The 12,342-nt window shown below is 71.8% G+C and carries 9 protein-coding genes; 6 read left to right on the forward strand and 3 right to left on the reverse strand.

The features are described from left to right. Positions 1 to 70 precede the first annotated feature (70 nt). The 3 genes from ACWBNA_RS25535 (at position 71) to ACWBNA_RS25545 (ending at position 5,968) form a co-directional block, all read left to right on the forward strand. The gene (locus tag ACWBNA_RS25535) at positions 71 to 3,796 is read left to right on the forward strand and encodes an ABC transporter ATP-binding protein (RefSeq protein WP_482706844.1); all 3,726 of its coding nucleotides are present in this window, start codon (positions 71 to 73) and stop codon (positions 3,794 to 3,796) included. 154 nt (positions 3,797 to 3,950) lie between these two features. Continuing rightward, a complete protein-coding gene (locus ACWBNA_RS25540; protein WP_482706845.1) occupies positions 3,951 to 4,313 on the forward strand; it encodes a hypothetical protein in 363 nt (120 codons plus the stop codon). 194 nt (positions 4,314 to 4,507) lie between these two features. Then, complete coding sequence (locus tag ACWBNA_RS25545; protein ID WP_482706846.1) at positions 4,508 to 5,968, forward strand: S28 family serine protease; 1,461 nt, start codon at positions 4,508 to 4,510, stop codon at positions 5,966 to 5,968. Between the two features lie 39 nt (positions 5,969 to 6,007). On the opposite strand, the gene ACWBNA_RS25550 is transcribed toward ACWBNA_RS25545, so the two are convergent. Continuing rightward, positions 6,008 to 6,652 (reverse strand): hypothetical protein, encoded by a 645-nt coding sequence (locus tag ACWBNA_RS25550; RefSeq protein WP_482706847.1) that lies wholly within the window; start codon positions 6,650 to 6,652, stop codon positions 6,008 to 6,010. Positions 6,653 to 6,768: 116 nt separating this feature from the next. After that, the gene (locus tag ACWBNA_RS25555) at positions 6,769 to 8,652 is read right to left on the reverse strand and encodes a glycoside hydrolase family 3 protein (protein ID WP_482706848.1); all 1,884 of its coding nucleotides are present in this window, start codon (positions 8,650 to 8,652) and stop codon (positions 6,769 to 6,771) included. A gap of 397 nt (positions 8,653 to 9,049) precedes the next feature. On the opposite strand from ACWBNA_RS25555, the gene aroA reads away from it, so the two are divergent. From aroA to ACWBNA_RS25570, 3 genes are all read left to right on the forward strand, one after another. Then, positions 9,050 to 10,288 carry a 3-phosphoshikimate 1-carboxyvinyltransferase gene (gene aroA / locus ACWBNA_RS25560; RefSeq protein ID WP_482706849.1) on the forward strand — a complete coding sequence of 413 codons (1,239 nt, stop codon included), beginning with the start codon at positions 9,050 to 9,052 and terminating at the stop codon, positions 10,286 to 10,288. A gap of 13 nt (positions 10,289 to 10,301) precedes the next feature. Continuing rightward, complete coding sequence (locus tag ACWBNA_RS25565; protein WP_482706850.1) at positions 10,302 to 10,931, forward strand: GNAT family N-acetyltransferase; 630 nt, start codon at positions 10,302 to 10,304, stop codon at positions 10,929 to 10,931. Between the two features lie 78 nt (positions 10,932 to 11,009). Further along, on the forward strand, positions 11,010 to 11,402 hold the full coding sequence (locus ACWBNA_RS25570; RefSeq protein ID WP_482706851.1) for a hypothetical protein: 393 nt from the start codon (positions 11,010 to 11,012) through the stop codon (positions 11,400 to 11,402). Positions 11,403 to 11,539: 137 nt separating this feature from the next. Here ACWBNA_RS25570 and ACWBNA_RS25575 read toward each other — a convergent pair whose 3' ends face one another. Continuing rightward, a complete protein-coding gene (locus tag ACWBNA_RS25575; RefSeq protein ID WP_482706852.1) occupies positions 11,540 to 12,340 on the reverse strand; it encodes a sugar phosphate isomerase/epimerase family protein in 801 nt (266 codons plus the stop codon). Positions 12,341 to 12,342 lie beyond the last annotated feature (2 nt).

The raw sequence follows: 12,342 nt of genomic DNA on the forward strand, positions 1-12,342 counted from the left end.
TTCCTTTCGCGTTGGTGCCTTCCGGACGAGCAGGACGAGCAGGCGAGCAGGACGAACGGAAGGCACCGGCGTGGCAGCGCAACAGGGGGAGAAGCAGAGCTGGGCGCGCAGGCTGGCCGGTTACGCATGGCGACACCGCACGGACGTCGTCCTCGCCCTCGGCTCCTCGCTGGGCGGCATGGCCGTCATGGCGCTGGTCCCGCTGGTCACCAAGGTGATCATCGACGACGTGATCGGCGACCACACCCGGGACATGGCTCCCTGGGCGGGCGCCCTGATCGCCGCGGCCGTCGTCGTCTACGTCCTCACCTACATCCGCCGCTACTACGGCGGCCGCCTCGCCCTCGACGTGCAGCACGACCTGCGGACCGAGATGTTCGGGACGATCACCCGCCTCGACGGCCGCCGCCAGGACGAGCTGTCCACCGGTCAGGTCGTCGGCCGTGCCACCAGCGACCTCCAGCTGATCCAGGGTCTGCTCTTCATGCTCCCGATGACCATCGGGAACATCCTGCTCTTCCTGATCTCCCTGGTGATCATGGCGTGGCTGTCGCTGCCGCTCACGCTGGTCGCGCTGGCCGTCGCCCCGGCCCTGTGGTGGATCGCCAAGCGCAGCCGCAGCAAGCTGCACCCCGCCACCTGGTACGCCCAGGCCCAGGCCGCCGCCGTCGCGGGCGTGGTCGACGGCGCGGTCAGCGGCGTGCGCGTGGTGAAGGGCTTCGGGCAGGAGGACCAGGAGACCGGGAAGCTCCGGGAGGTCGGCCGCCGCCTGTTCGCCGGCCGGCTGCGCACCATCCGCTTCAACTCCAGGTACACCCCGGCCCTGCAGGCCGTCCCCGCCCTCGGCCAGGTGGCGATGCTCGCGGTCGGCGGCTGGCTCGCGGTCCGCGGCCACATCACGCTTGGCACGTTCGTCGCGTTCTCCACCTACCTCGCCCAGCTCGTCGGCCCGGTCCGCATGCTCGCCGTGGTCCTCACGGTCGGCCAGCAGGCCCGGGCGGGCACGGAACGCGTCCTGGAGCTGATCGACACCGAGCCGTCGATGCGGGACGGCGGCAAGGAACTTCCCGCCGACGCGCCCGCGACCGTCGAGTTCGACGACGTCGCCTTCGGCTACGACCATGAGCGCCCGGTTCTCGACGGGCTGAGCTTCGAGATCCGCGCCGGCGAGACCCTCGCCGTCGTCGGCTCCTCCGGCTCCGGCAAGTCCACGGTCTCCCTCCTGCTGCCGCGCTTCTACGACGTGACGCGCGGCGCCGTCCTCATCGGCGGGCACGACGTCCGCGAGCTGACCCTCGACTCGCTGCGGGCCGCGATCGGCCTGGTCCCCGAGGACTCCTTCCTCTTCTCGGACACGGTCCGCAACAACATCGCCTACGGCCGTCCGGACGCGACCCAGGAGGAGATCGAGAAGGCCGCACGCGCCGCCCAGGCGGACCGTTTCATCAGGGAACTCCCCGACGGTTACGACACCACCGTCGGCGAGCACGGCCTGACCCTCTCCGGCGGCCAGCGCCAGCGCGTCGCGCTCGCCCGCGCCATCCTGACCGACCCGCGCCTGCTCGTCCTCGACGACGCCACCTCCGCCGTGGACGCCCGCGTCGAGCACGAGATCCACGAGGCCCTCCAGCACGTCATGCGGGGCCGCACCACGCTGCTGATCGCCCACCGCCGCTCCACCCTCAACCTCGCCGACCGCATCGCCGTCCTCGACGGCGGCCGGCTCGCCGACCTCGGCACCCACGAGGAGCTCCAGCAGCGCTCCGCCCTCTACCGCCGCCTCCTCACCGACCCGGACGAACTCGGCGGTGTCTCACCCGGCCACACCCGGCCCGCGGAACCGACGCAGGACACCTCGGTACGGGACGAACTGGACGCCGAGTTCGACGCCGAGAGCGGCATCACGCCCAGGCTCTGGGCGGGGGAGCGCGAGCGCCGGGACATCGCCATGGACGGCACCCCGGCCACCCCCGAACTCCTCGCCGAGGTCGACGCGCTGCCCCCGGCGACCGACACCCCGGGCATCGACGAGGCCCGGGCGGTCGCCGCCGAGGAGTCGTACGGCCTGCGCAGGCTGCTGCGGGGCTTCGGCCTGCCGCTGCTGGTGAGCCTCGTCCTCGTCGCCGTGGACGCCGGGATGGGCCTGCTCCTGCCGGTGATGATCCGGCACGGCATCGACGACGGCGTCACGGACATGGCCCTGGGCGCGGTCTGGGCCGCCTCCCTCCTCGCCCTGCTCAGCGTCTTCGTCCAGTGGGCCGCGCAGGTCGGCGAGATCCGGATGACCGGGCGGACCGGCGAACGGGTCCTGTACTCCCTGCGCCTGAAGATCTTCTCCCAGCTCCAGCGGCTCGGACTCGACTACTACGAGCGTGAGTTGACCGGCCGGATCATGACGAGGATGACGACGGACGTCGACGCCCTCTCGACCTTCCTCCAGACCGGCCTGGTCACCGCGTTCGTCTCGGTCGTCACCTTCTTCGGCATCATGGGCGCCCTGCTGGTGATCGACGTGCAGCTCGCCCTCGTCGTCTTCGCGACCCTGCCCCCGCTGATCATCGCCACGTTCTTCTTCCGCCGGGCGAGCGTGAAGGCGTACGAACTGGCTCGTGAGCGGGTGTCGTTGGTCAACGCCGACCTCCAGGAGTCGGTGTCCGGGCTCCGGATCGTGCAGGCATTCCGCCGCGAGCACGACGGCAGCCGGCGGTTCGCGGAGCGCAGCGACAGCTACCGCCAGGCGCGCATCCGGGGCCAGTGGCTGATCTCGATCTACTTCCCGTTCGTCCAGTTCCTGTCGTCGGTCGCCGCCGCCGCCGTACTGATCGCGGGCGCCGGACGGGTCGACGCGGCGACCCTCACCACCGGCGCCCTGGTCGCGTATCTCCTCTACATCGACCTGTTCTTCGCCCCCGTCCAGCAGCTCTCCCAGGTCTTCGACGGCTACCAGCAGGCGACGGTGTCGCTGGGCCGTATCCAGGAGCTGCTCCAGGAACCGACCTCCACCCAGAACGCCGACGAGCCGCTCGAAGTCCTCTCCCTGCGGGGCGAGATCGCCTTCGAGGACGTCCACTTCGCGTACGGCTCCACCGACCAGCCCGAAGAGGCGTTGACCAACATCGACCTGCACATTCCCGCCGGTCAGACGGTCGCCTTCGTCGGCGAGACCGGCGCCGGCAAGTCGACCCTGGTCAAGCTGGTCGCCCGCTTCTACGACCCGACGGGCGGGCGGGTGACCGTCGACGGCACGGACCTGCGCGCCCTCGACCTCACCTCGTACCGCCACCGCCTCGGGGTCGTCCCGCAGGAGGCCTACCTCTTCCAGGGCACCGTCCGCGACGCCATCGCCTACGGCCGCCCCGAGGCCACCGACGCCGAGGTGGAGGCGGCGGCCCGCGCGGTCGGCGCCCACGAGATGATCGCCACGCTGGAGGGCGGCTACCTGCACGAGGTCGCCGAACGCGGCCGCAACCTCTCGGCGGGCCAGCGCCAGCTGATCGCACTGGCCCGCGCCGAGCTGGTCGACCCGGACGTCCTCCTCCTCGACGAGGCGACCGCCGCCCTGGACCTGGCCTCGGAAGCCCAGGTCAACCAGGCCACGGACCGCATCGCGGGCCGCCGTACGACACTCGTGGTCGCCCACCGGCTGACCACGGCGGCTCGCGCCGACCGGGTGGTCGTCATGGATCACGGCCGCGTCGCCGAGGACGGCACGCACGACGAGCTGCTCGCGCGGGGCGGGCGGTATGCCGAGCTGTGGCGGACCTTCGTGGGCGAGGACGAGCCCGCGGCGGCCTGACGACCCGGAGACCCGGCGGCCCGGCGGCGGCCTCACGCCTGGCGGCCGGACATGGGCAACCATCCGACACCTGTCCCGCGTCCGTACACCAGTACGCTCATCGCGCGATACGGGAGGGACGCCTGTGAACACGGGTGCTGGGATTCGTCGGCGGATGGCGCTCGGCTTGGCCGTGCTGACCGCGTCCGGGCTGCTCGCTGTTGCCGCGCCCGGGGAGGCGCAGGCTGCCGCCTCGGCCTGCGCGGGGCGCAAGGTCAAGTCGTTCCCGTTCTCCACCGGCACCGTGGAGGTGTACAAGCGGCGCGGGTACGTCTGCGCGGTCACGCTGTCCAAGAACCCCGGCACGCGGCGCTACATGATGGTCAGCGTGCAGGCGTACGGCCTCCATCCGGTCGTGGACGAGGGGCAGTACGCGCGCTTCGCCGGACCGAGGGAGACGCACGCCGGTCAGCGCTGCGTGCGGGTCAAAGGGGCGGTGGGCGGCGGATCGTACAAATCCGGCTGGATCCTGTGCTGAACCCCTGACCGCACCCAGACCGAACCCCTGACCGCACCCCAGACCGAACCACAGGCCGAACCACAGGCCGAACCACAGGCCGAACCCACAGACTTCCTACAGGGTTTTCCCCATCAAAAGCCCATCTCCCCTGGTGCTGAGGCGACTTGCTCCGCTAGCTTCCGGCGCACATCTGTACTCACAGGGGAGGGTGCATGCGCAAGGCGCTCAGATGGCTGCTGGCGCTCACGGTGCTCATTGGCACGTTGAGCACGGTGGGGGCGGCCACAGCCGCCGAGCCGGAGGCCACAGGCAGCACAGGCACCACCGGCACCACCGCGGCCACGGACATCAAGGAACAACTCCTCTCCATACCGGGGATGAGCCTGATCGAGGAGAAGCCCTACACCGGCTACCGCTTCTTCGTCCTCAACTACACCCAGCCGGTCGACCACCGGCACCCGTCCAAGGGCACGTTCCAGCAGCGGATCACCGTGCTGCACAAGGACGTCTCCCGCCCGACGGTCTTCTACACCGGCGGCTACAGCGTCTCCACGAACCCGGGCCGCCGCGAGCCGACCCAGATCGTGGACGGCAACCAGGTCTCCATGGAGTACCGCTTCTTCACGCCGTCCCGGCCCGACCCGGCCGACTGGACCAAGCTGGACATCTGGCAGGCCGCCAGCGACCAGCACCGCATCTTCAAGGCGCTGAAGACGATCTACACCAAGAAGTGGATCTCCACGGGCGGCTCCAAGGGCGGCATGACCGCCACCTACTACGAGCGCTTCTACCCGAAGGACATGGACGGAGTCGTCGCGTACGTCGCCCCCAACGACGTCGTGAACAAGGAGGACTCGGCCTACGACCGCTTCTTCGCCACCGTCGGCACCAAGGAGTGCCGCGACCGGCTGAACGCGGTGCAGCGCGAGGCGCTGGTGCGCCGGGAGCCGCTGGAGAAGAGGTACGCGGATTACGCCGCCGCCGAGGGCTTCACCTTCACCACGATCGGCAGCCTGGACCGCGCCTACGAGGCGGTCGTCCTCGACTACGTCTGGGGCTTCTGGCAGTACAGCCTGCTCTCCGACTGCGACACGATCCCGGCGGACGCGAAGAACGCGACCGACGACGACATCTGGACCTCGATCGACACGATCTCCGGGTTCTCCTTCTACACCGACCAGGGCCTGTCGCCGTACACGCCGTACTACTACCAGGCGGGCACACAGCTCGGCGCGCCGACGATCGGGTTCCCGCACATCGAGAAGAAGTACATCCGCTACGGCTACCAGCCGCCCCGGAACTTCGTCCCGCGCGACATCCCGATGAAGTTCCAGCCGTACGCGATGCGTGACGTGGACACCTGGGTGAAGCACAACGCCCGCCACATGCTCTTCGTCTACGGCCAGAACGACCCGTGGGGCGCGGAGCCGTTCCGCCTCGCCAAGGGCGCGAAGGACTCGTACGTCTTCACGGCACCCGGCCTGAACCACGGCGCCAACGTGGCCGGCCTGGTCCCCGACCAGCAGGCGCTCGCCACGGCCCGGATCCTCCAGTGGGCGGGCGTCGCCTCCGCCACCGTCCAGGCGAACCCGTCCGCGGCCAAGCCGCTGGCGAAGTTCGACGCCAAGCTGGACAAGCGGGACGTGGAGCGGGAGCCCGCGCTGCGTCCGTAACTCCCGTGTTGCGCCCGGCCGTCTGCCCCTTCTGGGGGGTCACACAGGCCGGGCGCAGCCCACCGGATGGTCGCCGCCCAGTTGGACGTAGAGGGCCGTCGACAGGGGGCACTGGGTGCGTTTGTCGACCGCCTTGGTCACCTTGTGTTCGGGCTTCTTGTCGCCCTTGCCGTCGCAGGCGGTCTCGCGGACCTGGCCGTCGCCCAGGCCGTAGACGCAGTCGCCGACGATGGTGCGCGGTCCGCCTCCGCCGCCGGGGTCGCCGGGGTGCGGTGGGCTCAGGTTGCGCATGCAGGCGTAGCCCTGGGGGATCGCCCCGTCGCCGTCCTCGTCGGAGCCCTGGCTCTGTTCGCTGATGTGCAGGACGAAGTCGGTGGTCGCGGGGCACTGCGGCCCGTCGGCGACCGTGCCGTCGTGGCGGGCCACGACCCTGGCGGCCGCCCGTTCACCGGTGCAGGCCACCTCGGTGAAACTGGTGGTGCCGAAGGAGCTGCACTCGTCGACCGCGAGGAACACCGCGCCGTACCCGGAGGTCCGCGAGGACGAGGGTGAGGCCCCCGTGCCCAGCCGCCCGTCCTCCTCGCCGCCGCCCGCACCGGACGCCGGTCCCGAACATCCCGCCAACAGGGCGGCCAGCAGCGCCAGCAGGGCGCACACGACCCCCACAGAACATCTCTCGCGCATCGCCATCCCCCCGGGTCCCCCCGCCCAGCGTGACCCGCCGCGGCGGGCACACGCCAGACGTGCAGGGCGCTTTGAGCCTTTTGGGGGTCGTACACCGGTTGCGTGACGTATGAGGGCTACGTCTGATACGACAGCCCGTGCCCGACGGGATACAGCACCCGCGCCGGATCGTCCGCCCGCACCACCGGCACCGGCAGCTTCCCGCGCGGCGACACCCGTCCCGCGATCACCCGGGCGGCGGCCCGCAGTTCGACGTCGGTCCAGGAGTATGCCGCCAGGCAGGCCGGCACGGAGGGCAGGTGGGCCACGTCGTACGGATTGCGGATCGCGACCGCCACCACCGGCTTCCCGGTCGCCACCAGCTGCTCGACGAGCGTCTTCTGGGCGCTGGCCGCGGTGACGTTGTACGTCCCCACCACCACCGCGTCCGCGTCCCGCGCCGCCGCGACGGCCGTGGCGATCGTGGCGGCCGAGGGGGCGGTGCCCGTCGACAGGGCGGTGGCGGTGAAGCCGAGTTCGGTGAGCGCGCCCGCGAGCACCCCGGTGGGCGGGCCGGTCGTCCCCGACGGCGAGGCGGGATCGGCCCCGACGACGAGCACCTTGGCATGCGTACGCCGGGACAGCGGCAGCAGCCGCCCCTGGTTCACCAGCAGCGTGGTCGTCCGCTCCGCGATGCGGTCGGCCGCCGCCAGATGCGCCGCGGTGCCGACCGTGTCGGTGACACCGGCCTGGCTGACGTACGGCTCCTCGAACAACCGCAGCTTCGCCTTCAGCCGCAGCACCCGCAGGACCGACTCGTCCAGCCGCGTCTCGGTGAGCTCCCCGTCCCGTACGGCCTTCAGGACGGCGTTCCACGCGAGGTCGAGGGAGGGCGGGTCGAGGAGCTGGTCCACTCCCGCCCTCAGCGCGAGCACCGGCACACGGTCGTCGCCGTACTTCTCCCGGACGCCCTTCATGCCGAGGGCGTCCGTCACCACGACCCCGTCGTAACCGAGCTCCTCGCGCAGGATGCCGGTGAGGATCGGGCGGGAGAGGGTGGCCGGGTCGCCGGAGTCGTCGAGGGCCGGGACCATGATGTGCGCGGTCATGATCGAGTCGATGCCGGCGCGGATGGCGGCCCGGAAGGGCGGCGCGTCGAGCTCTTCCCACTGGGCGCGGGTGTGGGTGATGACCGGGAAGCCGTAGTGGCTGTCGACGGCGGTGTCGCCGTGCCCCGGGAAGTGCTTGGCGGTCGCGGCGATCCGCGAACGCCGGTAGCCGGCGACCTCGGCGGCGACCAACGTGGCCACGGCGCGCGGCTCGGCACCGAAGGACCGGACGCCGATCACCGGGTTCGCCGGGTTGACGTTCACGTCGGCGACGGGGGAGTAGTTCTGCCGGATACCCATCGCCCGCAGTTCGCGGCCCGCGACGAGGCCGAGGGTGCGGGCGTCGGCGCGGGAGCGGCCGGCACCCATGGCCATGGCGCCCGGGAAGAGGGTGGCGGGCTTCCCGACCCGGCAGACGATGCCGTGCTCCTGGTCGGTGGAGATCAGCACGGGCAGCCCGCGCGGCCGCTCCAGGGACGCCTTCTGGATCCCGTTCGACAGGTCCGCGATCTGGTGCGGACTGCGGGTGTTGTGCGCCCAGCTGAAGTAGATGATGCCGCCGACCCGGTACCTGGCGACCAGTTCGGCAGCCGTGCGCACGCCGAGTTCCCTGAGGTTGGCGTCGATGTCGGCCTGGTCGGGGGCGGTGGCCGAGTGGCCGTAGACCCGCGTCACGAAGAGCTGACCGACCTTCTCCTCCAAGGTCATGCGGGAGACGAGGATGCGGAGGGCCTTGTCGTCGGCGGCGGCGGCGTCGGCCACGGCATCGGCATCGGCATCGGCGACGCCGTACGAGGTTCCGCCGACCGTCAGTGCGGCGGTGGCGCCGGCGGTGGCGGCGAGGACGGTACGTCTGGAGGGGCGTGCGGTGTTTCCCGAGCTTCCTGTGCTTCCCGTGCTGGTGTCGGGCACGTGTGCTCCTTCCGGAGGAGAGCCACTGAAGGAAACTTCCGAGAGGTCACCAATATCCGGGAAGTTTCTGCCGGTCAAGGGAGCGCACAGTAACCAGTAAGGGGCCGCCATCGGCGCAGTTGGAGGGGGGCGCGCCGATGGCGGCGTGCTGCCGGCCGCGGTACGGCGGAGAGGGTGGGTCAGCGTTCGCAGCCAGCAGCGAGGCCGACACCGCACCACGGTGACTCTCCGACAGCTTGCGGGTTGGACGAGCGGGGGCGGGGCCAGGTTCCCCGCTCGGGCCGTATTTCCGAAGTTGGTGGGCCTGGGGCCGGTGGGTTGAACGGGGCGTGGCGAAACGCGTTCCATCCCGTGGACGTCCCGGCGCGGGACGCGGAGGTGGGGCGATCATCGGGGCATGCCCGTAGTCGACATCCCAGGCTCGAAGTCCATCACCGCCCGCGCCCTCTTCCTGGCGGCGGCGGCCGACGGTGTCACCACCCTCGTACGACCGCTCCGCTCGGACGACACGGAGGGCTTCGCCGAGGGCCTGGTACGGCTCGGGTATCGGGTCGGCCGGACCCCGGGCGCCTGGCAGGTCGACGGCCGCCCCCAGGGCCCGGCGGTGGCCGAGGCGGACGTGTACTGCCGCGACGGCGCGACCACGGCCCGCTTCCTGCCGACCCTGGCGGCGGCCGGCCACGGCACGTACCGCTTCGACGCGTCGCCCCAGATGCGCCGACGCCCGCTGCTCCCCCTGACCCGCGCCCTGCGCGACCTGGGCGTGGACCTGCGGCACGAGGAGGCGGAGGGCCATCACCCGCTGACGGTGGTGGCGGCGGGCGTCGAGGGCGGCGAGGTCACGCTGGACGCGGGCCAGTCCTCGCAGTACCTGACGGCGTTGCTGCTGCTGGGCCCGCTGACCCGGACCGGTCTGCGGATCGAGGTGACGGACCTCGTCTCGGTGCCGTACGTGGAGATCACCCTCGCGATGATGCGGGCGTTCGGGGTGGAGGTGCGCAGGGACGGGAACGTCTTCGTCGTCCCGCCGGGCGGTTACCGCGCGACGACCTACGCGATCGAGCCCGACGCGTCCACCGCAAGCTACTTCTTCGCGGCGGCGGCCGTGACGGGCGGCGAGGTCACGGTCCCGGGCCTCGGGACGGGGGCACTCCAGGGCGACCTGGGCTTCGTGGACGTGCTGCGGCGGATGGGCGCCGAGGTGTCGGTCCGCGCGGACGGCACCACGGTCAGGGGAACCGGCCGGCTGGACGGCCTCACGGTCGCCATGCGGGACATCTCGGACACCATGCCGACCCTGGCCGCGATCGCCCCCTTCGCCTCCGGTCCGGTACGGATCGAGGACGTGGCGAACACCCGCGTCAAGGAGTGCGACCGCCTGGAGGCCTGCGCGGAGAACCTGCGACGGCTGGGCGTGGCGGTGGAGACGGGTCCGGACTGGATCGAGATCCGCCCGGGGCTGCCCGCCGCCGCCTCCGGCACGGAGATCACGTCCTACGGCGACCACCGCATCGTCATGTCGTTCGCGGTCACCGCGCTGCGGGTGCCGGGTATTTCGTTCGACGACCCCGGATGCGTACGCAAGACTTTCCCCGGTTTCCACGAGGAGTTCGGGGCGCTGCGCGCACGGCTGTGAGAGGCGGCAAAGGGTGAGCTTCAAGCTGGAGGGGCCGGTCCTGGAGGGGACGCTGGTCCGCCTGGAACCGCTGGAGCACCGGCACGCGGCCGGGCTGGCGACGGCGGCGGAAGCGGACCGGGGCACCTACGAGTTCACCTGGGTGCCGAGGGCCGACGAGGTCGGCGCCTACATCGACGCCCAGCTCGCCCGCGCGGCCACGGGACGACTCGCGCCCTACGTCCAGGTCTCGACGCTCACGGGACAGGTGGTCGGCGCCACCTCCTACTGGGAGCCGCGCTCCTGGCTGACGGACGACCGGCTCGACGCCGTCGAGGTCGGCTTCACCTGGCTCGCCGGCCCGGCCCAGGGCACGGGCGTCAACGCCGAGGCCAAACTCCTGCTGTTCGGGCACGCCTTCGAGAAGTGGGGCGTGTCCCGGGTGGACCTGAAGACGGACGCCCGCAACGAGCGCTCCCGTGCGGCGATCCAGAGCGTCGGCGCCCGCTTCGAGGGCGTCCTGCGGAACTGGTCCCGCTCCTGGGCACCGGGCGAGAACGGCCGGCTGCGCGACTCCGCGATCTTCTCGGTCACGGCGGCGGAGTGGCCTGAGTGCCGGGGGCGGCTGGAGGAGCGGGTGGCGGGGTTCGTGGCGCGTGCGTAGGGAGCGGGTGGCGGGGTTCGTGGCGCGTGCGTAGGGAGCCGGCGGTGGGGTTCGTGGCGCGTGCGTAGGGAAGTGCACGTGACGTCGTTCCGGGGAGCGTGCTTCGAGGCCGCCCGGGAGACCGGGGCCGCCGTCGAGGTGCTCGCCTTCCCCGGCATCTCCAGCTTCCACGCGGTCACGATCACCGGCCGCGGCGAGGCGCACACCGTTCTGCGCCATGCGGCCCTGCCACTCGTCGCCGTCACGGCCACGAAGCCCGTCCCCGGGCGACCGGTGGCGGGCTTCGTGGACCCAGCGGCCTGGGCGGCCCGCTTCGAGGCCGTCGGCCTCCGGGTCCTGCCTGTCCGCGAGCTCGGGACGCCGATCGCCGAGGTGGATGTCCACGGTCTGCCGGCGGCGGAGTACACCGCCGACATCCGTTACCGGCGGCCCGATGTGCTGAGCGACCTGCTGTTCAACTGGTGGGACTGAGCCCCGACTTGCCGGACACCCCGGCGGCGGACACCCCGGCGGCGGACGCCACCAACTCGTCCCGCCGAGGCCCGCCCCGGACCGCCCACACGGCACCGCGCCAGCCCTGTCACGTCCCCCACCGCCCCGGCTCCGCGCTACGCGGACTCGTTGAGCAGCCGGGCCAGGTGGTCGCGGCCCGCGCGCAGCAGGTCGGGGAGCGGGGCGGCAGCCTCGTACCACCGCTTCTCGTACTCCCAGCACAGCCAGCCGTCCCAGCCGTGGCGGGACAGGACGTCGACGCACTCGGTGAGGGGGAGGACGCCGGCGCCGAGGCGCAGGGGGGTCGTGTCGTCGGGGGAGGCGATGTCCTTGACCTGCACGTATCCGAGGTACGGCGAGAGGGCCGCGTACGTCTCCGAGGGCTGTTCGCCGCCCAGCCAGGTGTGCATGACGTCCCAGAGGGCGCCGACCTGACGGTGGCCGACCGGGCCGAGGACGCGGATGGCGTCGGCGCCGGTGCGGTGCGAGTCGTGGGTCTCGAGGAGGATGCGGACGCCGACGTCGCCGGCGTACTCGGCGGCCGTGCCGAGGCGCCGGGCGGCCGTGGCGTCGGCCTCCTCCCGGCTCTGCTGGGCGGCGCCGCCGGGGAACACCCGGATGAAGGGGGCGCCCAGGTCGCGGGCGAGGTCGAGCAGACGCCGCATCTCCTCGATCACGGGGGCGTCGTCGCCAGGCGCGGCCACCCGCGCGTACCCCGCGATCCCCAGGATCTCCACGCCCGCTTCCTTGAACTCGGCGGCCACGTCCGTGCGTCGGGCGAGGTCGAGACCGGGATGGACCGGCTCCTCCGGATCCGCGCGCAGTTCGACACCGTGGTAGCCGTACGTGGTCGCGAGTCGCAGCACTTCGGGGAGGGGCAGGCCGGGGACACCGAGGGTGGAGAACGCCAGTTTCATGG

It is taken from the genome of Streptomyces sp. Q2 (assembly GCF_056820935.1).